Genomic DNA, 23,010 nt, shown 5'->3' with positions numbered 1-23,010 from the left:
CGGGTCGATCATGAAGTTGTCGTCGCGACACGCCGGGGCGGAGTGCGACAACTTCATGATCGACGAGGCCAGGGCGGGGGTGAGGCGGGTGACTCAGGCCAGTTCGACGAGTTCGAGCAGGTCGTCGCTCCAGGCGTCCTCGTCGCCGTCGGGCAGCAGGATGGCACGGTCGGGCTTCAGCGCCATGACCGCGCCGGGGTCGTGGGTGACCAGCACGATCGCGCCCGGGTAGCGGGCGATGGCGTCGAGCACCTGCTCCCGGCTGACCGGGTCGAGGTTGTTCGTCGGCTCGTCGAGCAGCAGCACGTTCGCCCCGGAGCAGACCAGGGTGGCCAGCGCGAGCCGGGTCTTCTCGCCGCCGGAGAGCACCCCGGCCGGCTTGTCCACGTCGTCGCCGGAGAACAGGAACGCCCCGAGGATCTTGCGCAGGTCGGTGTCGGTCTGCTCGATGGCGGCGCTGCGCATGTGCTCCAGCACCGTACGGTCCACGTCGAGCGTCTCGTGCTCCTGCGCGTAGTAGCCGAGCCGCAGGCCGTGGCCGGCGTGCACCTCGCCGGTGTCCGGCTCCAGCAGGCCGCCGAGCATCCGCAGCAGGGTGGTCTTGCCGGCGCCGTTGAGCCCCAGGATGGCCACCCGGGAGCCCCGGTCGACCGCCACGTTCACGTCGGTGAAGATCTCCAGCGAGCCGTACGACTTCGACAGGCCGGTCGCGGTGAGCGGGGTCTTGCCGCACGGGGCCGGGCTCGGGAAGCGCACCTTCGCCACCTTGTCGGCGACGCGTACCTCCTCCAGGCCGGAGATGAGCTTCTCGGCCCGCCGGGCCATGTTCTGCGCGGCGACGGTCTTGGTGGCCTTGGCCCGCATCTTGTCGGCCTGCGCCATCAGCGCGCCGGCCTTCTTCTCGGCGTTGGCCCGCTCCCGGCGGCGGCGCCGCTCGTCGGTCTCGCGGGCCTCCAGGTACGCCTTCCAGCCCAGGTTGTAGACGTCGACCACGGAGCGGGTGGCGTCGAGGAACCACACCTTGTTGACCACCGACTCCAGCAGCGAGCCGTCGTGGGAGATCACGATCAGGCCGCCCTTGTGGTTGGCGAGGAAGCTGCGCAGCCAGGTGATCGAGTCGGCGTCGAGGTGGTTGGTCGGCTCGTCGAGCAGCAGGATTCCGCCGCCGTTCTCGCCCGCGTCGCGGAACAGGATCCGCGCCAGCTCGATGCGGCGGCGCTGACCGCCGGAGAGCGTGCCGATGGTCTGGGCCAGCGCGCGGTCCGGCAGGCCGAGGTTGGCGCAGATCCGGGCGGCCTCGGCCTCGGCCGCGTACCCGCCGAGAGAGGCGAACTGGTCCTCCAGCGCGCCGTAGCGGCGGACCAGCTTGTCGTCGGCGCCGTCGGCGAGCCTGGTCTCGATCTCCTTCATCTGGGCCATCAGCACGTCCAGGCCCCGGGCGGAGAGCACCCGGTCGCGGCCGGTGACCTCCAGGTCGCCGGTCCGGGGGTCCTGCGGGAGGTAGCCGATGGCGCTGCGGCGGTCGATCTGGCCGGCGTACGGCTGGCCCTCGCCGGCGAGCACCTTCAGCGTGGTGGTCTTGCCGGCGCCGTTGCGGCCGACCAGGCCGATCCGGTCACCCGGCTGCACCCGCAGCGTGGTGTCGGACAGCAGGATGCGGGCGCCGGCGCGCAGCTCCAGGCCGGTGGCAGTGATCATGTCGGAGGACTCGCTCTCGGGGTCTGGAAGGGCTGACTCAGGGCACGCGAAAGCGCCGGCGAGCACGAGGCCCGTCGGCGCGGGGCGGTTCAGCCTTCGCAGAGCAGCACGGGGCCAAGTGTACCGGGCGCCGCCGGGCCACCCCGCCGGATTACCGATCAAGATCATCGGGTACCGAAACGCCGTCCGGACCCGGTCCGGTACCGCAACCACCAAAACGGATCAAAACGGTGATCGGGGTTGACATGGAGCTGAACGAGAACGCGCGGATCGACACCAGCCAGGTGGACGACCGGCGAGGATCCGGCGGGGGCGGCGGGCTGGGCGGCATCCCCATCCCGATCGGCGGCGGCCGGGGCGGCATCGTCGGCCTCGTCATCGCGGTGCTCGTCGCGCTCGTCGGCGGCGGCTTCGGCCTGAACGCCGCCACCAACGGCGGCGACGAGCCGCAGGGCGACAACACGTCGCTGGAGCAGAAGTGCTCGGCCGAGGACGCGCTCCAGCAGCTCGACTGCCGCAACGCCCTCTACGTCAACTCCATCCAGGCGTACTGGCAGAAGGCCCTGCCCGAGGCGTTCGGCGAGCAGTACCGCCCGTCCCGGACGGTGTTCTTCAGCCAGGGCGTCAACACCGCCTGCGGGCAGGCCGACTCCGGCGTCGGCCCGTTCTACTGCCCCGCCGACGACCTCGTCTACATCGACCTCACCTTCTACCAGGTGCTCGCCCAGCAGCTCGGCGCCTCCGGCGAGTTCGCCCAGCCGTACGTGCTCGCCCACGAGTACGGCCACCACGTGCAGGACCTCCTCGGCACCGAGGCCCAGATGCGCCGCCAGCAGCAGCGCGACCCGGACAACGCGAACGCGCTCTCGGTGAAGCTGGAGTTGCAGGCCGACTGCTACGCCGGCGCCTGGGCGAAGAACGCCACCGGCACCGCCGACGCGAGCGGCCAGAAGATCTTCACCAGCATCAGCGAGCAGGACATCCAGCAGGCCATCGACACCGCCGAGAAGATCGGCGACGACGCCATCTCCAAGCGGGCCAACCGGCCGGTGAACCCGGACGAGTTCACCCACGGCTCCTCCGCCGAGCGCAAGGAGTGGTTCACCCGGGGCTACACCACCGGTGACCCGAAGTCCTGCGACACCTTCCGCGGCAGCCTCTGACAGCACGGGAACCGTCCCTCGGCGGCCGGTGGGCGAGAGCCCGCCGGCCGCCGTCGTGTTCCGGGTCGGTTCAGGCCGGGTCGCGCACCAGGATCCGGACCGCCCGGGCCGCCGCGATCGCGCCGACGAGCACGGCGTGGCGGGGCTCGGGCACGTCCAGCAGCCGCTCGGCGCGCAGCGCCGCCAGCGGGGCGAGCCGCCGGTCGGCCAGCACGGTGTCCACCGCCCGCCGGTCGCCGCCGCAGACCAGCGCGCCCAACGACGACGCCTCCGGCAGCAGCAGCCGTACGGCCAGGTCGGCGGCGTCGCCCAGCGCCGCCTTCGCCTGGTTGTCGCGCCGCCGGGCGAAGCGCTGCTGGGACCACCCCCCGGCGGCGGTGCGTCCCTGCACGTAGCGCGTGTCCACCTTGGAGACCACCAGCTCCTCCCCCGCCGCGACGCCCACCGCCACCGCGCCCTTGCGGGCGAGCAGCAGGCCGAGCCGGCGGGGCGCGGTCGCGGCGGCCACGAAGCCGGGCACGTCGGGGGCGGCCGGCGCGCCGGGCGGGGTGTGCAGCTCGGCGGTCGCGCCGTCGTCGGCGGCGAGCAGCAGCCCGTACGCCTGGACGGTGGTGGTGGGCGGGCCGTGCCGGTCGACGAAGCCCTCGACCCAGCGGGCGACCCGGGCCGGGTCGACCTCGACCCAGCGGCCGCCTCCGGCGGCGGGGCGGCTGCTCATACGCCCGAACCTACGGCACCGCGGCGCCGGCGGCTCCGTCGGGCAGCAGCATCGCCACGGCCAGGGCGGCGATGATCGCGCTGGAGAGCAGCGCCGTCACGAGCCGACCGCGCGGGCCGGTGAGCGCCCGGCCGACCAGGGAGCCCCCGCCGGCGACCAGCAGTTGCCAGCTCGCCGAGGCGACGAACGCGCCGAGCACGAAGAGACCGGCAGCGAGCGGATCCGACCCGGCGCGGTCGGTGCGGCCCAGCACGAGCGCGGCGAAGTAGACCACGGTCGCGGGGTTCAGCAGGGTCAGCGCGAGCACACCGGTGAAGGCGCGGACCGGGGTGTCCAGGCCCCGGCGGACGCCGGCGGCCCCGGCCGCGGCGCGGGGACGCAGCGCGCGCCAGGCGCCGTGGCCGGCGAGTAGGAGCAGCACCAGCGCGGCGGCCAGCCGCAGCGGCCCGGCGACCGGGGCGATCAGCCCGGCGACGGCGGCCCCGCCGAGGGCCGCCACGGCGGCGTAGAGCCCGTCGGCGGTGGCCACCCCGAACGCGGCGGCGGCGCCGACCCGGAACGACGTGCGGGCGCTGAGCCCGAGGATGAGGACCGCGATCGCGCCGACCGGGATGGCGACGCCGTAGCCGGCGACCAGACCGGCCAGGAACGCGCCGGTCACGACGGTCGGCGGCGGATCGGGACGCGACCGGACGCGGTCCGCTGTCGCCGCGCGGCGGTGGCCGCGGCGACGGGAACGGTCTTCGTCGGGTACGTCTCGATCACCCGCTCATCCTCGGCCACGCCCCGCCGCCCCGCCACCGAATTCCCCACCGACGACAGCCGGCCCGGCGACACGGTTACCCGCGGGCCTTCTGCCCACGCTTCCGTCCCAGGGATTAGAATCCCTATTTGTCAGATAGGCAAAGCAGGTTAGTGTCACCGCCATGACTGGTCAGGAAGCCCCGCTTGACGGCACCGCGGTCGCGGTGTCGCGGGGATGTTGCCGTGGCTGGACCGCCGCCTGTGGCTGCTGCCGCTGAGCGCGCACGTCCCCTGACTTCTCTCTACCGCCGCGTCGCCGGCTCAGGACGACACAGCAGCGTTTCCGCACCCTGACCGACAGCCGCTCGCCGCGCCGCGCCGACGCATGGCCGGGACAGCGCGTCCCCGCTCTGCGCGGCGGTCATGAAAAGTGCTCTGACTCGTCAGATTTGAGCGCTCACCCGACTAACTGAGAGGGCGTCCCCTGATGCCACCGTTGAAACTGAGACTGGGCGCAGTTGCCGCCACCGCCACCCTGGGCTGCACCGCTTTCGCTGCCACAGGCACCGCCGCCGCTCCGCTCGGCGCCGCGGCCACGCAGGCCGGCCCCGGGCAGCCGAACATCGTGTTCGTGCTGGCCGACGACCTGGGGTGGGCCGATCTCAGCACCGGCCTCACGAACAAGGGGTCGGGCAACACCTACAACGAAACCCCCACCGTCGACCGCCTCGCCAAGGAGGGCGTCGCCTTCGACAACGCCTACGGCGGTCCCAACTGCGTGCCGACCCGAGCCGCTCTTCTCACCGGGCTCTACGCGCCCCGGCCGACGAACAACCTCTACCTGGTCGGCGACCTCGACCGCGGCGGGGACGGCACGCTACTGGACGGTGCGCCGCAGGGGCTCCCAGACGGCGACGACGCGCTGCCGGGCGAGGCCTACACCTCCGGCGAGGCGCTGCGTGACGCCGGCTACGCGACCGGATACGTCGGCAAGTTCCACGTGACCAGGACCGCTGACCAGATCACGGCCGACTTCGGGTTCGAGGAGAACCTGGGCGGCTCGAACTCGGGACACGCCAGCCAGTACCACGCCATCGACGGGACGTTCAACAACAGCATCGGCCCGGCGCTGGACAGGTTCGCGGCCGACTACACCCAGAAGTACGTCGACGAGAACATCAAGCCCTACTCCCGCGGCGCGAACGACGCGAGCCTGGACGCCCTCGTCGGCACCGACAAGCACGTGACCGACGCGGTGGCGGACGCGACCGTCGACTTCATCGACCGCCACGCGGACGAGCCGTTCTTCACCTGGGTCAGCAACTACGCGGTGCACACCCCGATCGGCGTCAAGCAGCCACGCGCCGACCTGCTCGCGAAGTACCAGGCCAAGCCGGCTGTTCCCGGTCACCCGGCTGACGCGCCGTACTCAGCCCTGCTGGAAGGCCTCGACCAGGGGCTGGCCCGCATCGTGCACCACCTCGAGACCACCCCGGATCCCCGCAACCCCGGGCACCCGTTGGCGGACAACACCATCGTGGTCTTCACCTCTGACAACGGTGGGACCGCGGACGCTGACAACGGCTGGCTCAGTGGCTACAAGGGCGAGCTGCGGGAGGGAGGGTTGCGGGTTCCGGCCATCGTGTGGAGCGGGAACGAGCGCCTGGTCGACGGCGGCGTGGTCGACTCGACACCGATCCACGCGGTCGACTACCTGCCGACGTTCGCAGCGCTGGCCGGTGCGAAGCTGCCCAAGGGCCTGCGCCCCGACGGTGTGGACCTCACCGGAATCTGGCGCAACGAAAGCGCTGAGCTCGGCACGCGGCACCTCTTCTGGCACCTGCCCGGATACCTGATCGCGGGCGCGCGGGACCAGCGCCCCGAGACGGCGATCCGGTCGGGGCCGTGGAAGCTCAGCTACCGCTACGAGACCCAGGACTGGGAGCTCTACAACCTGGACAGCGACATTGGTGAGACCACCAACCTGGCCGCAGCGTACCCCGATGTCACCAAGCGGCTCGGCAGCCGGCTGATCCGCTGGCTCGACGACGTCGACGCCCCGCTGGCCACGCTGCGCGAGGGCAAGGACCCGATCACCGTCACCTTCCAGGGCACGGCGTACTCCGATGGGAAGATCACCCACTACGACGAGCCGACGCGGCTGACGTTCGAGCCGGGCGACGAGGTGCCGGCGCTGCTGCCGGCGGCGGCAACCGACCGATGACCTCCGAGCACCACCACGGCAGCGGTGGGCCCACCACGCCGAACTGTTGCGCACCCGGCGGCCTGGATCCGACCGCGGCGACCGGCGGGCTGCTCCAGATCGGCCGCCGGCCGCGGCAGCCTGACCCCGTCGTCAGGGGGGCTGGCCGGTCGCGCTCCACGCGCGGCCAGGTCAGCCTCCCTGGCGGGAGCTTCGCCATGGGCGACGCATTCGGTGAGGGCTACCCGGGCGACGGGGAAGGTCCCGTGCACGAGGTTACCGTCGGCGCCTTCACCATCGACGCCACGACGGTCACCAATGCCGCCTTCGCAACCTTCGTGAAAGCCACCTCCTACGTCACCGAGGCCGAGGTGCTCGGCGTCTCCGCGGTCTTCCATCTCCAGGTGAAGGCCGAACGTGGCGACATCCTCGGGGCCGCCACCGGTACTCCCTGGTGGCTCGTGGTCCGCGGCGCCGACTGGCGCCGCCCCTACGGGCCGGCCTCCTCGATCGCGGACCTCCAGAACCACCCCGTGGTCCAGGTGACCTGGAACGACGCCCGCGCGTATGCCGCCTGGGCGGGCAAGCGCCTGCCCACCGAAGCCGAGTGGGAGTACGCCGCCCGCGGCGGCCACGATGGGGCGCGGTTCCCCTGGGGGAACGATCTCCTCCCGCGCGGCCGGTGGAACTGCAACATCTGGCAGGGCGAGTTCCCCCGCCTCAACACCACCGACGACGGCTTCATCGGCACCGCACCCGTCAAGCAGTACGCCCCGAACGGCTACGGCCTGTTCAACATGGTCGGGAACGTGTGGGAGTGGTGCGAGGACTGGTTCGCCACCGACACCTACACCCGGCGCGCCGGCACGGGTGTCGTCGACCCTCGCGGGCCAGTGAACCCGGACGTCACAGGCCGGCGCGTGATGCGCGGCGGATCGTTCCTGTGCCACGACTCCTACTGCTACCGCTACCGGGTCGCGGCCCGCTCCGGGAACACCCCTGACTCCGCAGCCTCCAACATCGGCTTCCGCTGCGCCTGAACGTCCATCCGCGCGACCCACTCGCTCGGAAGCGTCCCCGCGCCATCCCGCCGGGCGTACATCACCACGTCCACGCTCACTCTCGCGGCGAGCGCCATCTCTCCCTGCCGGTTCCTCTGTATCGGAGGCCATTCCTTGATCACTCGTCGTCAGCTCCTCGCCGGCACCGCCGCCGGTCTCGGAATCGCAACGCTCCCGTCCACCGCAACAGCCGGGCCGAAAACCACAGGGCGGCCGCGGCCGAACATCGTGCTCGTGCTCGCCGACGACCTGGGCTACGGCGAGCTCGGCGCGTACGGGCAGCACACCATCGCGACGCCGCGCCTGGACCGGCTCGCCGCCGAGGGACTGCGCTTCACCGACGCGTACTCCGCCGCGGCGGTCTGCGCGCCCTCACGCTCGGCACTGCTCACCGGCCTGCACGCGGGTCACGGGGCGGTACGCAACAACCCGGGAGGCGACCCCGACTCCATCGCCTTCTCCGCTGGTGACACCACGTTCGCCGAGGTGCTGCGCGCCCGGGGTTATCGCACGGGACTGTTCGGCAAGTGGGGCTTTGGTCCCGAGCGCGGCGACCAGCCGAGCCACCCCAATGCCCGAGGGTTCGACGAGTTCCTGGGCTACATCACGCACGGCCACGCCCACGACTACTACCCGTCGTACCTGTGGCAGAACGGAGAGCGGCTCGAACTGCCCGAGAATGCCGGGTCCGCCAAGACCACCTTCGCCCCCGACCTCTTCCACGACCGGGCTCTCGACTTCATCCGGGCCCACCGCGACGAGCCGTTCCTGCTCGTGGTCACCCCGAACCTTCCCCACGCCCCGAGCGACATCCCCAGCCAGGAGCCGTACGCCGACGAGGACTGGCCCCCGGCGGACCGGGGCCATGCGGCCCAGGTCACCCGGATCGACACGTACGTCGGTGAACTGGTCGACGAGCTCGCTACGCAGGGACTGCTCGAGTCCACGGTGGTCCTGTTCACCAGCGACAACGGCCCGCACGAGGAGGGTGGCTTCGACCCGGACCGGTTCGACGCGAACGGCCCTCTCACCGGTTACAAGCGCAACCTGTACGAGGGCGGTGTCCGGATCCCGTTGATCGCCTGGGCCCCGGGCCGGATCCAGCCCGGCGTGACCGACCGGCTCACCCAGCAGACCGACCTGCTCCCCACGCTGGCCGACCTGGCCGGCGTCCCCGGACCGCGCGACATCGACGGCCGGTCGTTCAGCTCTCTGCTCGCGCCGCGTCCGACTGCGGCCGCCGCGCAGCCGTACCTCTACTTCTGGCGGCTCGACAACGGCAACACCAGGCGGGCGCGCGAAGCCGACGGCGGCCGCCTGCAGCGAGCAGCCGAGGCGGTACGCGAGGGCAACTGGAAGGCGATCCGTTGGGCGCCGGGCAGGGATCGGACCGTCCCGGACGAGCAGTGGCAGGTCGAGCTGTACGACCTTGCCCGCGACGTCGGTGAGACGACCGACCTGGCAGCCACCCACCCCGAGGTCGCGGACCGGCTGGTGGGCCTCCTGCGGCAGTCCTGGATCGACGAGGTCACGCGCGAAGGCTACGGCGTCGAACTCGGCATCCCGGACCTGCTGCTTCCCGGCGTCACCTACGAGCTCACCGCCACCCTCGCGAACGGCTCGGCGGTGGCCTGGACCGGCGCTCGATTGGTGCTCTCCGCCCCCCGGGGGTGGAGAGTCGAGCCGGCGACCAGCCAGGGGCTCGGACGCCTCTCCCCCGGCGCCCGGGTGAGCACCACCTGGCGGGTCCGGGTGCCCGGGGAGACCACGGCGAAGGAGTGGCCGCTGACCGTGTCGGGTTACGCCGTCGCCCGCGACGTGCCCCTCACCTTCCGCGCCGAGCGCCGCTTCGCCCCGCCGCCGTCTCCGCCGGCCACCGACTCGTACCTGAGCGATCTGCCCTGGCTCACCGCAGTCAACGGCTGGGGCCCGGTGGAGCTGGACACCAGTAACGGCAAGCAGGCCGCCGGGGACGGCACACCGATCTCCTTCGGAGGCACCGCCTACGCCAAGGGCCTCGGTGTCCACTCCCACTCCGAAGTCACCTACCACCTCGGCGGCCGGGTGGCCCGGTTCACCTCCGTGGTGGGCATCGACGACTTCAGCGCCCGGCAGAGCTCGCGGGGCAACACGATCGCCGAGGTATGGGCCGACGACCGGCTCGTCCACACCAGCGGCGTGCTGCGGGCGTCCACCGGACCCGAACCGGTGGACGTCGATGTTCGGGGGGCCCGGCTGCTACGGCTGGTCGTGCGTGCCGCCGACTCCGGAAACGGCTTCAACCACACGTCCTGGGCAGACGCCTTCGTCCGGCTGGGCTGACAGGCCACCTTCGCGAAATGTGGAGTCAAGGCGGTCCTGGATCGTGAGCTGCGCCAGGAAGCCCAGCCGGAGCCGGACCGTCACGAGACCAGGGCGGTTCAGGGTGATCGCTGCCGAGACGACGTCGAGCGCGCCGCCCCGCAGGGGCGACGCGCTCGACGAGAAACGTGTCAGACGTTGAAGCCGAGGGTGCGGAGCTGGTCGCGCCCCTCGTCGGTGATCTTGTCCGGCCCCCACGGCGGGAGCCACACCCAGTTGATCCGGATGTCGTCGACCAGGCCGCCGCCCGGTCCGGTGGTCAGCGCCTGCCGGGCCTGGTCCTCGATCACGTCGGTCAGCGGACACGCCGCCGAGGTCAGCGTCATGTCCAGGGTGGCGACGTTGTCGTCGCCGACGTGCACGCCGTACACCAGGCCGAGGTCGACCACGTTGATGCCCAGCTCGGGGTCGACGACGTCCTTCATCGCCTCCTCGACGTCGGCGACGGCGGCCTTGCCCTTGGCCGCCGACGCGGCGGCCTCCCCGACCGGGGCGTCCGCGCCCTCGGTCGCCGGGTTCGCCGCGGTGGCGGTGTCCTCGCTGCTCATGCCTCAACCTCCGTCGGGCTCACGCCCACGCCGGCGCGTGCCGCGGCGTCCTTGAACGCCATCCACGGCAACAGCGCGCACTTGACCCGGGCGGGGTAGCGGGCGACGCCCGCGAACGCGACCCCGTCACCGAGCACGTCCTCGTCCGGCGTGACCTGGCCACGGCCGGACATCAACTCGACGAACGCCTCGTGCACCCGGAACGCGTCGCCCGCGCCCCGGCCCACCAGCAGTTCGTGCAGCACGCTCGCCGACGCCTGGCTGATCGAACAGCCCATGCCGTCGTACGAGACGTCGTGCAGCACGTCGCCGTCGGTCGCCACCCGGACGGTGACCTCGTCACCGCAGGTCGGGTTGACGTGGTGTGCCTCGGCGACCCGGGCGCCCGTGGCGTCCGCATCGCGCAGGCCGCGACCGTGCGGGTGCTTGTAGTGGTCCAGGATGATCTCCTGGTAAAGAGATTCAAGCTGCATCAGGCTGAACTCCCGTCGATCCGCGGGCTCCTGCGTCGCCGCTCACTCGAACACCTTCCGCACCTGCTCCAGTCCCGCCACCAGGGCGTCGATCTCCCCGGTGGTGGTGTAGAGGTAGAACGAGGCCCGCGTCATGGCCGGCACGCCGAACCGGGTGCACACCGGCTTGGCGCAGTGGTGGCCGACGCGCACCTGCACGCCGAGCGAGTCGAGCACCTGCCCGACGTCGTGCGGGTGGATGTCGCCGAGGGCGAACGAGATGGTGCCGCCCCGGCCCACCGGCACGGCCGGCCCGAAGATCCGCAGGCCGGGCACCGTGGCGAGGGCGTCCAGCGCGTACGCCGTCAGCTCCTTCTCGTGCCACTGGATGGCCCGCATCCCGATGCCGGCGAGGTAGTCGACGGCCGCGCCGAGCGCGACGGCCTCGGCGATCGGCGGGGTGCCCGCCTCGAACCGGGCCGGCGGCGCGGCGAACGTCGAGCGGGCCATGGTGACCGTCTCGATCATCGATCCGCCGCCCAGCACCGGCGGCATCGCCGCCAGCAGCTCCGCCCGGCCCCAGAGCACGCCGATGCCGGTCGGACCGCACATCTTGTGCCCGGTGAAGACGATGAAGTCGGCGTCGTAGTCGACCACGTCCATCGGCATGTGCGGCACCGACTGGGAGCAGTCGAGCAGCAGCAGCGCGCCCACCTCGCGCACCCGCGCGGTGATCCGCGAGGTGGCGTTGACCGTGCCGAGGATGTTGGACGTGTGCACCAGCGAGACGATCTTCGTCCGCTCGGTGACCAGGTCCTCCAGCCCCGACTCGTCCAGGCGCCCCTGGTCGGTGACCGGGAACCAGCGCAGGGTCGCGCCGGTGCGCTCGCAGAGCAGCTGCCACGGCACGATGTTCGAGTGGTGCTCCATCTCGGAGATCACCACCTCGTCGCCGGGGCCGAGCCGGAAGCGGGGATCGGCGTCGGGCCGCAGCGACGCGTTGGAGAACGCGTACGCCACGATGTTGATCGCCTCGGTGGAGTTCTTGGTGAACACCACCTCGTCCACGCTCGGCGCGTTGATGAACGCGGCGATCTTCGCCCGCGCGCCCTCGTACGCCTCGGTGGCCTCGGTGCCCAGGGTGTGCACCGAGCGGGACACGTTGGCGTTGTGCATCGCGTAGTGCTCGCCGAGCACGTCGAGCACCTGCCGCGGCTTGTGCGAGGTGTTGGCGCTGTCGAGGTAGACCAGCCGGTGCCCGTTGATCTCCCGGTCGAGGATCGGGAAGTCGGCGCGCACCCTCGCCACGTCGTAACGCGGCACGTCGTCGTACTGCGGCATCCCCGACGGGATCGCGATGGAAGTCATGTCGACCGGCCCACCCATTCTTTCGAGAGGACTCAGGCCCGCGCCGCGCCGGCTCCGGCGGCGTACCGCTCGTAGCCCTCTTCCTCGAGCTTGTCGGCCAGCTCCGGGCCGCCCTGCTCGACGATCCGGCCGGCGACGAAGACGTGCACGAAGTCCGGCTTGATGTAGCGCAGGATCCGGGTGTAGTGGGTGATCAGCAGCATCCCGGTGTCGCCGGTGTCGCGGACGCGGTTCACGCCCTCGCTGACCACGCGCAGCGCGTCCACGTCGAGGCCGGAGTCGGTCTCGTCGAGGATGGCGATCTTCGGCTTGAGCAGCTCCAGCTGCACGATCTCGTGCCGCTTCTTCTCACCGCCGGAGAAGCCCTCGTTGACGTTGCGCTGGGCGAAGGCCGGGTCCATCTGGAGGCGCTCCATGGCCCCGCGCAGCTCGCCGCCCCAGGTGCGCAGCTTGGGCGCCTGGCCGTCGATGGCGGTCTTGGCGGTACGCAGGAAGTTCGCCACCGAGACGCCGGGGACCTCGACCGGGTACTGCATGGCCAGGAAGAGGCCGGCGCGCGCCCGCTCGTCCACGGACAGGGCCAGCACGTCCTCGCCGTCGAGGGTCACCGAGCCGCCGGTGATCTCGTACTTGGGGTGGCCGGCGATCGAGTAGGCCAGGGTGGACTTGCCGGAGCCGTTCGGGCCCATGATCGCGTGGGTCTCGCCCGAGCGGACGGTCAGGTCGACACCGGCCAGAATCGGCTTGAGCTCACCCTCGGGCAGCTTGACCGACACCTTCAGGTCGCGGATCTCCAGGGTGCTCATTATCGGGTCACTCCATTGCTCGGCGTGAGACTGACGTAGATGTCGCCGTCTCGGACTTCGACGGGATAGACGGGAACGGGTTCGGTGGCGGGCAGCCCGGTCGGCTCGCCGGTCCTCAGGTCGAAACGGGATCCGTGCAGCCAGCATTCCAGCGTGCAGCCGGAGACCTCCCCCTCGGAGAGGGCGACCGCGGCGTGCGAGCACTCGTCGTAGGCGGCGTAGAAGACGCCGTCCTCGCCGTGCACCAGCGCGATCGGGGTGCCGTCGACGTCCGCGCTGACCACCGTGCCCTTCGGCACGTCCTCGGTGGAGCAGAGGCGGATCATCAGGCGCCGGCCTTGGTGAGCCGGGCCTCGATGGCGTCCCCCAGGCGCTCACGCAGCGACTCGACCGGGATCTTGTTGATCAGCTCGGCGAAGAAGCCGCGGACCACCAGGCGCCGCGCCTCGGACTCCGGGATGCCCCGGGCCATCAGGTAGAACAGCTGCTCGTCGTCGAAGCGGCCGGTCGCGCTCGCGTGCCCGGCGCCGGCGATCTCGCCGGTCTCGATCTCCAGATTGGGTACGGAGTCGGCCCGCGCGCCGTCGGTCAGCAGCAGGTTCCGGTTGATCTCGTACGTGTCGGTGCCGGTCGCCTCGGCGCGGATCAGCACGTCGCCCACCCAGACGGTGCGCGCGCTCTCGCCCTGCAGGGCGCCCCGGTAGCCGACGTAGCTGCGGCAGTCCGGCACGGTGTGGTCGACCAGCTGGCGGTGCTCCAGGTGCTGCCCCGAGTCGGCGAAGTAGAGGCCGTACAGCTCGGCCTCGCCGCCCCGGTCGGTGTATTCCACCGAGGTGTACTGCCGGACCAGGTCACCGCCGAGGGAGACCTGGACGTGCACCACCTTGGCGTCGCGGCCCAACCGGACCCGCAGGTGCTGGGCCTGGACGGCGTCGTCGGCCCAGTCGGCGACGGTGACCAGGGTCAGCTTCGCCCCGTCGGCCACGGCCACCTCGACGTTGTCGGCAAGCGTGGCCGAACCGACGTGCTCCACCACCAGGGTCACCTCGGCGAACCGGCCCACCTCGACGAAGGTGTGCCCGAAGGCCAGGCCCTCGGCGCTCTCGCCGACCACCCGCAGGCTCACCGGCTCGGCCACCACCGCGTCGCGGGCGACCTGGACCAGCAGGGCCTGACCGGCCCCGCCGTAGGCCAGCGCGCTGACCCGGTCGACCGGGGTGAGCACGCTGCCCACCCGGGGGTCGTCGGAGCCGATCCGCCCGACGGTCACGCCCTCGGGCAGGTCGCCGTGCTCGTGGCGGACCGTGCCGGTGGCGGCCTGCGCCGCGCCGACCAGCCCGCGCAGCCGCTTGAGCGGGGTGAAGCGCCACTCCTCCTCCAGGCCGGTGAGGGCCGGGAAGTCGGCGACGTCGTACGAGCGGAGCGCCTGCGACTTGGTGCTGGGCGGCGCGGAAGCCTGGGTAGTCATCTCTTCCTTGGTCTGTTCTGCGATTAGTCGGAGGGTCGGTCGGGCTGGTCTCGACGCGGCGCGACGGGTCCGGGCCGCGTCGAGGGCCGGGCGGCGTCAGCCGACCGCGCCCTCCATCTGGAGCTCGATCAGGCGGTTGAGTTCCAGGGCGTACTCCATCGGGAGCTCCTTGGCGATCGGCTCGATGAAGCCGCGCACGATCATCGCCATCGCCTCGTCCTCGCTCAGGCCCCGGCTCATCAGGTAGAAGAGCTGGTCGTCACTGATCTTGGAGACGGTCGCCTCGTGCCCCATCGACACGTCGTCCTCGCGGATGTCGACGTACGGGTAGGTGTCCGAGCGGGAGATGGTGTCGACCAGCAGCGCGTCGCACTTGACCGTGCTGCGGCTGCTGTGCGAGCCCTCCAGCACCTGGACCAGGCCGCGGTACGACGTGCGGCCGCCACCCCGGGCGATGGACTTGGAGATGATGGTGCTGCTGGTGTGCGGCGCGGCGTGCACCATCTTGGCGCCCGCGTCCTGGTGCTGCCCCTCGCCGGCCATGGCCACCGAGAGCACCTCGCCCTTGGCGTGCTCGCCGGTCATGTAGACCGCCGGGTACTTCATGGTGACCTTGGAGCCGATGTTGCCGTCGACCCACTCCATGGTCGCGCCCTCGTGGCAGACGGCACGCTTGGTGACCAGGTTGTAGACGTTGTTCGACCAGTTCTGGATGGTCGTGTAGCGGCACCGGGCGTTCTTCTTGACGATGATCTCCACGACCGCGCTGTGCAGCGAGTCGGAGGAGTACAGCGGCGCGGTGCAGCCCTCGACGTAGTGCACGTACGCGCCCTCGTCGACGATGATCAGCGTCCGCTCGAACTGGCCCATGTTCTCCGTGTTGATCCGGAAGTAGGCCTGCAGCGGGATCTCCACGTGCACGCCCTTCGGCACGTAGATGAACGAGCCGCCGGACCACACGGAGGTGTTCAGCGCGGCGAACTTGTTGTCGCCGACCGGGATCACCGTGCCGAAGTACTCCTTGAAGACGTCCTCGTGCTCGCGCAGCGCGGTGTCGGTGTCGAGGAAGACGACGCCCTGCTCCTCGAGGTCCTCGCGGATCTTGTGGTAGACGACCTCGGACTCGTACTGCGCCGCGACACCGGCGACCAGCCGCTGCTTCTCCGCCTCGGGGATGCCCAGCCGGTCGTAGGTGTTCTTGATGTCCTCGGGCAGGTCCTCCCAGCTGGTGGCCTGCTTCTCGGTGGACCGCACGAAGTACTTGATGTTGTCGAAGTCGATCCCGGTGAGGTCGGCGCCCCAGGCCGGCATCGGCTTACGGCCGAACAGCCGCAGGCCCTTCAGCCGCAGGTCGAGCATCCAGGCCGGCTCGTTCTTCTTGGCCGAGATGTCCCGCACCACCGCCTCGTTGAGGCCGCGCTGGGCGACCGCCCCGGCGACGTCGGGGTCGGACCAGCCGTACTCGTAGCGACCCAGGGCGGCGAGCTGCTCTTCCTGCGTCAGGGGCTGGACGATCTGCTCGGTCATCTATCTGTCCTCACAGTGGTGACGGTCTTACCGGAACGGGCACGCCCCGGCTGGGTGGGAATGTGCGTGGTGCACACTCCGTCGCCGTGCGCGATGGTGGCCAGGCGCTGCACGTGGGTGCCGACCAGGCGGGAGATCACCGCGGTCTCGGCCTCGCACAGCTGGGGGAACTCGGCGGCCACGTGCGCCACCGGGCAGTGGTGCTGACAGAGCTGGCCGCCGGTGGCGATCGTGGACGCGTTCGCAGCGTAACCCTCGGCGGTCAGCGCTCCCGCGAGTGCCTCGGCCCGCGCGAGCGGGTCGTCGCCGGCGTCCTCCATGGCGGCCCGGCAGCGGGTCTCCAGCGCGGCGACCTGGTCGGTGGCGAACGCCTCGACCGCCGCGGCGCCGCCGTTGCGGGCGATCCAGCGCAGCGCGGCGGTGGCCATGTTGTCGTAGTGGTGGGTGCCACAACGCACCCGAGCCGCGTCGGTCAGCACGAACACCTTCGCCGGCCGGCCCCGGCCGCGGTGGCCCCGGACGGTCTGCTCGCGGGCGACGACGTCGCCGTCGGCGAGCATCGCGTCGAGGTGCCGGCGGATCGCGGCCGGGCTGAGCCCGAGTGCCGAGCCGAGCTGCGCCGCGGTGGTCGCGCCCCGCTCCAGCAGCAGCTGGGTGACCCGGTCACGGGTGGAGAGGTCCGCGACGGACGCGGACTGACCGGCGGTCGGAGCGACCGCCGGCTGGTGCCCGGAGAGCCCCGCCGCGTTTTTCACAACGCCAACGTTACGTAATTCGTCCGGGGCCCGCAAACCCGGGCCCCGGTGATCCGAACCACCGCACGGACGGAGTCACCCGATCGTGCTCCACTACGATGCGTAGGATTTGCGCCGTGAAGCGACCCGTCCGGTTCCCGGTCTCCACCACACTGCTGCGCCGTCTCGCGCTCGCCTCGATCATCGCGAACGTGGGCATCGTCGTCACCGGCGGGGCCGTCCGGCTCACCGCGTCCGGCCTCGGCTGCCCCACGTGGCCCCGGTGCACCGACGACTCGTACGTGGCGACCGCCGAGATGGGCATCAACGGGGCGATCGAGTTCGGCAACCGCCTGCTCACCTTCGCGGTCGGCGTCATCGCGCTGGCGGTGCTGGTGGCCGTGCTGCTGCACCGCCCCCGGCGCCGGGAGCTGATCCCGCTCGCGGTCGCCGTGCTCTTCGGCATCCCGGCCCAGGCGGTCGTCGGCGGCATCACCGTGCTCACCGACCTCAACCCGTGGGTGGTCGGCCTGCACTTCCTCGCCTCGATGCTGGTGATCGCCGCCGCGTACGCGCTGTGGCGGCGGATCAAGGACCCGGCGGGCCCGGCGGTGGCCGTCGTGCCGGCCCCGCTGCGGACCCTGGCCACGCTCACCACCGTGGTCAGCGCGACCGTGCTGGTGATCGGCACCTGGGTGACCGGCAGCGGTCCGCACGCGGGCGACCACGGCGCCGCCCGCAACGGGCTCGACCCGGAGACGATCTCCCAGGTGCACGCCGACAGCGTCTTCCTGCTGATCGGCCTGTCCGTGGCGCTGGTCTTCGCCTTCCGCGCGGTCGGCGCGCAGCGCGCGGCGCGGGCCGCCGTGGTGCTGGTCGCGGTCGAACTGGGCCAGGGCGTGATCGGCTTCGTGCAGTACTTCACGAACCTGCCGGCGCTGCTGGTGGGCGCGCACATGCTGGGGTCCTGCCTGGTGCTGCTGGCCACCCTCTCGGTGCAGTGGTCCACCCGCGAGCGCCGCCCGGTCGGGCCGACCCCGGCCCCGGACGCCGCCGACCGGGCCGTCCCGGTCGCCGCCTGACCGCGCCCCTCCCCGCCCCACCACGGGAACCCGTCCGTCATGGGAGCCCCGGGAACCGCAGCCGCCGTCGTCCCGCCGGTCCGGCGGCGCGGCCCCGACCCCCCGGACGTCGGCGGCCCGGGGGCCGGTCAGCCGGCGGCGCGGCCCAGCAGGGTCAGGATCGCGTCGGCCAGGCGGTCGGCGGCGCCATCGGCGTGGCCGAGGAACAGCGACGGCTCGGTGAGCTCCAGCTCCACCAGGACCGGCGCGCCGTCCGGGCCCGGGATGAGGTCCACCCGGGCGTAGAGCAGCCGCCCCGGCCCGCCGGGCACCGCCGCGAGGGCCCTGGCCGCCACCGCCAGCTGTTCCGGGGTGGCGGTGCGGGCGGTGATCTCCTCGGGCCGGTACAGCCCGTCGACGCCGAGGTCCGGGCCGGTCAGCATCGGGCCCTTGCGCACGGCGTGGCTGAACGCCGGGCCGTCCGGCCCGGCCAGGAACATCAGCGCCGTCTCGCCGGCCGTGTCGACCGCGTCGAGGTACGGCTGCACCATGGCCAGCCGGCCCGCGTCCGACAACCGCCGCACGTGCGCCACGGCCAGTTCCCGGTGCCGCGGATCGGCCAGGTCGTAGCGGCCGGTGTCCCGGCTGCCCGCGCCGACGGCCGGCTTCACGACGTACTCGCCGCGGGCGGCCGGCGGTCGCCAACTCTCCCCCGGCGCGACCCAGGACGTCGGCACGGTACGCACCCCGGCAGCGGACAGCTCGGCCAGGTACCGCTTGTCGGTGTTCCAGCGCACCACGTCGGCCGGGTTGGCCAGGGCGGGCACCCGCGACGCCCAGGCGAGGAACTCGTCGCGGCGCGGCACGTAGTCCCACGGCGAGCGGAGCACCGCCAGGTCGTACGCCGGCCAGTCGGCGGACGGGTCGGCCCAGTCCAGCGCCTCGACGGTCACGCCGCGGCGCGCCAGCGGTTCGAGCAGCAGCCGGTCGTCGGGGTCGAGGTCGGGCAGTTCGGCACAGGTGACGAGAGCGACCCGGGGTTCCCCCCGGGTCGGCTGGTGGTGATCGGTCAAGTTATGTCAACGGGCCATCGTGCGCCGGGCCATCGACCGCCAGAGGTCGTTGCTCGGACGCATCTGGTCCATCAGTTCACGCTCCCAGGCGTTCTCGACGGTGACTCCCGCCTTCGCACAGGCCTGCCGCGCCACGACGGTGTCGTCGGCGAACTGGTCGCCCCACACCCCGTCCTCGCCCACGAGGACGATGCGCGCGCCACGCTTGCCGACGTACTCGATGACCGCCTTCGCCCCGCCGTGACCGGCGGCGAACGACTTGATGCCCGCGACCAGGCCCTGCGGGGCCTGCCCGGGGGTCTGCTCGGCCGTCAGCGTCGTATCGGAACCTTCTGCCATGACGGGAAGCGTAAGCAGACTTCCACCCGGGCGGGCGAGAACCATGAACCTTTTGTGATGCCAATTACCCGCAGGTTTAAGGAGAACCACAGACGATATGCACGGTCTTGTCCGGACTTATCCCTCCAAAGCGCTACCCCGAACCGGGCCGGCCCGGGGCATCCGAGCGGTTCCGGACCCATACCGACGGCGTCACCGATGTGACAAGAAACCCGGACAAGCCATACACCATGATGATTTTCCGGTACGGCCTCCGGCCGCGCGGACCGGGCGGATGCGTCAGGCCGGGACCCGGCTCGGCGCGGCGGCCCGTCGGGATCGGCGGGCGCCGCCCGGTCAGATCAGCGCGTCGAGCGCGACGGCGGCGAAGAGGATGGTCAGGTAGGTCGTCGACCAGTGGAACAGCCGCATCGGCTTGACGGCCTGCCCCCGCGCCACCCGCCGGGCGAGCTTGTGCGCCTCCACCACGAAGATGGCGCCGACCACCACGGCGGGCACGCCGTAGATGAGGCTCATCCCCAGCGGCCACACGGCCAGCGAGGACGCCACGGTCAGCCAGGCGAAGCCGATGATCTCGGCGTTGACCCGCCGCGTGGAGGCCACCACCGGCAGCATCGGGATGCCGGCCCGGGCGTAGTCGTCCTTGTACTTCATCGCCAGCGGGTAGAAGTGCGGCATCTGCCAGAAGAAGACCACCGCGAACAGCGCCCACGCGGCCGGGGCGAGCGTCCCGGTCACCGCCGCCCAGCCGATCAGCACCGGCGCCGCCCCGCAGGCCCCGCCCCAGAACGTGTTGGCCGTCGTGGTCCGCTTCAGCCAGAGGGTGTAGACGACGTCGTAGTAGACGATCGCGGCCAGGGTGAGCCCGGCGGCCAGCAGGTTGGTGAACGCCGCCATCATCGCGACCGACACCGCCGCCAACACCAGCCCGAAGATCAACGCGTTACGCGGTGTCACGGTGTGCGCCGGCAGCGGGCGACGCTTGGTGCGCCGCATCAGCTGGTCGATGTCCCGGTCGATGTAGCAGTTGATGACGCTGGCCGCGCCCGCGGCGAGCGATCCGCCGACCAGCACCACCGCCACCAGCCAGAGCGACGGCAGGCCACCGTCCGCGAGCATCATCGCCGGCACCGTGGTGACGAGGAGCAGTTCCACGATCCGCGGTTTGGTCAGCGTCACGTAGGCCGCGACCACCGCGCGGACGTCCCGGCGGGCCACCGCCGGCCCCTCCGCCGCAGTCCGCACCGGCTGCCCGGCAGAGTTGCTGACGGGGCGCTCGGTGATCATGCTCACGGATTGCCACCTTCCGGCGTCGGCAGGGGAGGTCGGATCGGCCGGACCCGACTGGGGCCACACGCCGCACCACAGACTACGCGTCGTCGTTTTGGCTGCCCGGGCGACCCGACAACGGTGCGGGCCGTCACACCGTCGTGGCGGGACCGCGACCAGTACAGACCGGCATGCAGAGATCCCTGGGCGGACGTTTAGGACCGCTCGATAGGGTCATCACTGAGGGTTCCGCCCATCTGCCGAGGAGCACAACCATCGTGGCTGCCAACCGACCCGAGCACCCCGCACTCAACTGGTCCGACCTCGACCGCCGGGCCGTCGACACCGTCCGCGTGCTGGCCATGGACGCCGTGGAGAGATCCGGCAACGGCCACCCGGGCACCGCGATGAGCCTCGCGCCCGCGGCCTACCTGCTCTTCAACCGGGTCATGCGGCACAACCCGGCCGACCCGAACTGGCCCGGCCGGGACCGCTTCGTGCTCTCCGCGGGCCACTCCAGCCTCACCCTCTACATCCAGCTCTTCCTCTCCGGCTACCCGCTGGCCCTGGAGGACCTGAGGTCCCTGCGGCAGTGGGGCTCGCTGACCCCGGGGCACCCCGAGCACGGGCACACCCCCGGCGTGGAGACCACCACCGGGCCGCTCGGGCAGGGCCTCGGCAACGCGGTCGGCATGGCGATGGCGGCCCGCCGTGAGCGCGGCCTGTTCGACCCGGAGGCGGAGCCGGGCCGGTCGGTCTTCGACCACGACATCTGGTGCATCGCCTCGGACGGCGACATCGAGGAGGGCATCAGCCACGAGGCCAGCGCGCTCGCCGGGCACCAGCAGCTCGGCAACCTCACGGTGATCTACGACGACAACGAGATCTCGATCGAGGACGACACCCGGATCGCCAAGAGCGAGGACGTCGCGGTCCGCTACGAGGCGTACGGCTGGCACGTGCAGACCGTCGACTGGCGCACCGGCGACGCCGACCAGGGCGACTACCACGAGGACGTCGAGGCCCTGCACCGGGCGCTGCTGGCGGCGAAGGCCGAGACCGGCCGCCCCTCCTTCATCGCGCTGCGCACCATCATCGGCTGGCCCGCGCCCAACAAGAAGAACACCGGCAAGATCCACGGCTCGGCGCTGGGCGGCGACGAGGTGGCCGCCACCAAGCAGCTCCTCGGCTTCGACCCGGCGCGGACCTTCGAGGTCGACGAGGAGATGCTCGGCCACGCCCGCGCCGTGATGGAGCGCGGCGCCCGGGCCCAGCAGGAGTGGACCACGGCGTTCGACGGCTGGGCGAAGGCCAACCCGGAGCGCCGCGCGCTCTACGACCGGATGGCCGGGCGGGTCCTGCCGACCGGCTGGACCGACGCGCTGCCGGAGTTCCCGGCCGACGCCAAGGGCATCGCCACCCGGGCGGCCTCCGGCAAGGTCCTGGAGGCCCTCGCCGGAGTGCTGCCGGAGCTGTGGGGCGGCTCGGCCGACCTGGCCGAGAGCAACAACACCACCATGAAGGGCGAGCCGTCCTTCGTCCCCGCCGTCCACGCCACCAAGGACTTCCCCGGCCACGAGTACGGCCGCACGCTGCACTTCGGCATCCGCGAGCACGCCATGGGCGCCATCCTCAACGGCATCGCGCTGCACGGCGGCACCCGCCCGTACGGCGGCACCTTCCTGGTCTTCAGCGACTACATGCGCCCGGCCGTACGGCTCGCCGCGCTGATGAAGCTGCCGGTGGTCTACGTCTGGACGCACGACTCGATCGGCCTCGGCGAGGACGGCCCCACGCACCAGCCGGTGGAGCACCTGACCGCGCTGCGCGCCATCCCCGGCCTGGACGTGGTCCGGCCGGCCGACGCCAACGAGACGGCCTGGGCCTGGCGGCAGGCCCTGGAGCACACCGACCGGCCGACCGCGCTGGCGCTCAGCCGGCAGGCGCTGCCGACGCTGGACCGGTCGGTCCTGGCCGGCGCCGAGGGCGTGACGAAGGGCGGCTACGTGCTGGCCGAGGCGTCCAACGGCAAGCCGCAGGTGATCCTCATCGGCACCGGCTCCGAGGTGCAGCTCTGCCTGACCGCCCGCGAGCGGCTGGAGGCCGACGGCACCCCGACCCGGGTCGTCTCGATGCCGTGCCAGGAGTGGTTCTTCGCGCAGGACGAGGCGTACCGGGAGTCGGTGCTGCCGCGCGGGGTAAAGGCACGGGTGAGCGTGGAGGCGGGCATCGCCATGTCGTGGCGGGGCATCGTCGGCGACTGCGGCGAGAGCGTCAGCCTGGAGCACTACGGCGCGAGTGCCCCGCACTCCGTGCTCTTCGAGCAGTTCGGATTCACCCCCGACCGGATCGTGGCCGCCGCGCACGCGGCGCTGACCCGGATGGGCGACATCACCGGTTTCACCACCGGCAACTGA

General features: G+C 71.8%; 20 protein-coding genes. 6 read left to right on the top strand and 14 right to left on the bottom strand.

Annotation, left to right across the window (positions count from 1 at the left end; all coding sequences use genetic code 11):
* Window positions 1-93: 93 nt before the first annotated feature.
* Window positions 94-1,698 (bottom strand): ABC-F family ATP-binding cassette domain-containing protein, encoded by a 1,605-nt coding sequence (locus ACLQ22_RS14790; RefSeq protein ID WP_121400702.1) that lies wholly within the window; start codon window positions 1,696-1,698, stop codon window positions 94-96.
* 245 nt (window positions 1,699-1,943) lie between these two features.
* Here ACLQ22_RS14790 and ypfJ point away from each other — a divergent pair, with 245 nt between their 5' ends.
* A complete protein-coding gene (ypfJ, locus tag ACLQ22_RS14785; RefSeq protein WP_425692782.1) occupies window positions 1,944-2,861 on the top strand; it encodes a KPN_02809 family neutral zinc metallopeptidase in 918 nt (305 codons plus the stop codon).
* Between the two features lie 70 nt (window positions 2,862-2,931).
* On the opposite strand, the gene ACLQ22_RS14780 is transcribed toward ypfJ, so the two are convergent.
* A complete protein-coding gene (locus ACLQ22_RS14780; RefSeq protein WP_425692748.1) occupies window positions 2,932-3,579 on the bottom strand; it encodes an acVLRF1 family peptidyl-tRNA hydrolase in 648 nt (215 codons plus the stop codon).
* A gap of 10 nt (window positions 3,580-3,589) precedes the next feature.
* Window positions 3,590-4,240, bottom strand: a complete 651-nt coding sequence (locus ACLQ22_RS14775; RefSeq protein ID WP_425692747.1) for a LysE family transporter — start codon at window positions 4,238-4,240, stop codon at window positions 3,590-3,592.
* Window positions 4,241-4,819: 579 nt separating this feature from the next.
* Here ACLQ22_RS14775 and ACLQ22_RS14770 point away from each other — a divergent pair.
* From ACLQ22_RS14770 to ACLQ22_RS14760, 3 genes are all read left to right on the top strand, one after another.
* On the top strand, window positions 4,820-6,547 hold the full coding sequence (locus tag ACLQ22_RS14770) for a sulfatase (protein WP_425692746.1): 1,728 nt from the start codon (window positions 4,820-4,822) through the stop codon (window positions 6,545-6,547).
* Complete coding sequence (locus tag ACLQ22_RS14765) at window positions 6,544-7,566, top strand: formylglycine-generating enzyme family protein (protein ID WP_425692745.1); 1,023 nt, start codon at window positions 6,544-6,546, stop codon at window positions 7,564-7,566. Before ACLQ22_RS14770 ends, ACLQ22_RS14765 begins: the two co-directional genes overlap by 4 nt.
* A 249-nt stretch (window positions 7,567-7,815) precedes the next feature.
* Entirely contained in the window at window positions 7,816-9,909 is a 2,094-nt protein-coding gene (locus tag ACLQ22_RS14760; RefSeq protein WP_425692744.1) for a sulfatase-like hydrolase/transferase, read from the top strand.
* 170 nt (window positions 9,910-10,079) lie between these two features.
* On the opposite strand, the gene ACLQ22_RS14755 is transcribed toward ACLQ22_RS14760, so the two are convergent.
* The 8 genes from ACLQ22_RS14755 to ACLQ22_RS14720 all read right to left on the bottom strand — a co-directional run bounded on the left by ACLQ22_RS14755 (window position 10,080) and on the right by ACLQ22_RS14720 (window position 16,872).
* Window positions 10,080-10,496, bottom strand: a complete 417-nt coding sequence (locus ACLQ22_RS14755) for a metal-sulfur cluster assembly factor (RefSeq protein ID WP_425692743.1) — start codon at window positions 10,494-10,496, stop codon at window positions 10,080-10,082.
* Window positions 10,493-10,969, bottom strand: a complete 477-nt coding sequence (gene sufU, locus ACLQ22_RS14750; RefSeq protein ID WP_334607385.1) for a Fe-S cluster assembly sulfur transfer protein SufU — start codon at window positions 10,967-10,969, stop codon at window positions 10,493-10,495. Before sufU ends, ACLQ22_RS14755 begins: the two co-directional genes overlap by 4 nt.
* 42 nt (window positions 10,970-11,011) lie before the next feature.
* Window positions 11,012-12,316, bottom strand: a complete 1,305-nt coding sequence (locus ACLQ22_RS14745) for a cysteine desulfurase (protein WP_425692742.1) — start codon at window positions 12,314-12,316, stop codon at window positions 11,012-11,014.
* A 32-nt stretch (window positions 12,317-12,348) separates the two neighbouring features.
* Window positions 12,349-13,122 (bottom strand): Fe-S cluster assembly ATPase SufC, encoded by a 774-nt coding sequence (gene sufC, locus ACLQ22_RS14740; protein WP_121400692.1) that lies wholly within the window; start codon window positions 13,120-13,122, stop codon window positions 12,349-12,351.
* A complete protein-coding gene (locus tag ACLQ22_RS14735) occupies window positions 13,122-13,448 on the bottom strand; it encodes a non-heme iron oxygenase ferredoxin subunit (protein ID WP_358090412.1) in 327 nt (108 codons plus the stop codon). Before ACLQ22_RS14735 ends, sufC begins: the two co-directional genes overlap by 1 nt.
* Window positions 13,448-14,590: a Fe-S cluster assembly protein SufD gene (gene sufD / locus ACLQ22_RS14730; RefSeq protein WP_416604622.1), complete on the bottom strand. Its 1,143-nt coding sequence runs from the start codon at window positions 14,588-14,590 to the stop codon at window positions 13,448-13,450. Before sufD ends, ACLQ22_RS14735 begins: the two co-directional genes overlap by 1 nt.
* Window positions 14,591-14,686: 96 nt before the next feature.
* Complete coding sequence (gene sufB / locus ACLQ22_RS14725; protein WP_366642189.1) at window positions 14,687-16,117, bottom strand: Fe-S cluster assembly protein SufB; 1,431 nt, start codon at window positions 16,115-16,117, stop codon at window positions 14,687-14,689.
* Complete coding sequence (locus ACLQ22_RS14720; protein ID WP_425692741.1) at window positions 16,114-16,872, bottom strand: helix-turn-helix transcriptional regulator; 759 nt, start codon at window positions 16,870-16,872, stop codon at window positions 16,114-16,116. Before ACLQ22_RS14720 ends, sufB begins: the two co-directional genes overlap by 4 nt.
* A 98-nt stretch (window positions 16,873-16,970) precedes the next feature.
* On the opposite strand from ACLQ22_RS14720, the gene ACLQ22_RS14715 reads away from it, so the two are divergent.
* On the top strand, window positions 16,971-17,933 hold the full coding sequence (locus tag ACLQ22_RS14715; RefSeq protein ID WP_425692740.1) for a COX15/CtaA family protein: 963 nt from the start codon (window positions 16,971-16,973) through the stop codon (window positions 17,931-17,933).
* Between the two features lie 128 nt (window positions 17,934-18,061).
* Here ACLQ22_RS14715 and ACLQ22_RS14710 read toward each other — a convergent pair whose 3' ends face one another.
* The 3 genes from ACLQ22_RS14710 to ACLQ22_RS14700 all read right to left on the bottom strand — a co-directional run bounded on the left by ACLQ22_RS14710 (window position 18,062) and on the right by ACLQ22_RS14700 (window position 20,617).
* Entirely contained in the window at window positions 18,062-18,985 is a 924-nt protein-coding gene (locus tag ACLQ22_RS14710) for an ATP-grasp domain-containing protein (protein ID WP_425692739.1), read from the bottom strand.
* A 6-nt stretch (window positions 18,986-18,991) separates the two neighbouring features.
* Complete coding sequence (locus ACLQ22_RS14705; RefSeq protein ID WP_366642184.1) at window positions 18,992-19,324, bottom strand: hypothetical protein; 333 nt, start codon at window positions 19,322-19,324, stop codon at window positions 18,992-18,994.
* A 336-nt stretch (window positions 19,325-19,660) separates the two neighbouring features.
* The gene (locus ACLQ22_RS14700; RefSeq protein WP_425692738.1) at window positions 19,661-20,617 is read right to left on the bottom strand and encodes a heme o synthase; all 957 of its coding nucleotides are present in this window, start codon (window positions 20,615-20,617) and stop codon (window positions 19,661-19,663) included.
* Between the two features lie 254 nt (window positions 20,618-20,871).
* Between ACLQ22_RS14700 and tkt the strand changes: the two genes are divergently transcribed.
* Entirely contained in the window at window positions 20,872-23,010 is a 2,139-nt protein-coding gene (tkt, locus tag ACLQ22_RS14695) for a transketolase (RefSeq protein ID WP_425692737.1), read from the top strand.

Source organism: Micromonospora sp. DT178 (assembly GCF_049841695.1).
Lineage (GTDB): Bacteria > Actinomycetota > Actinomycetes > Mycobacteriales > Micromonosporaceae > Micromonospora.
This window is presented reverse-complemented; position numbering and strand designations above follow the sequence as displayed.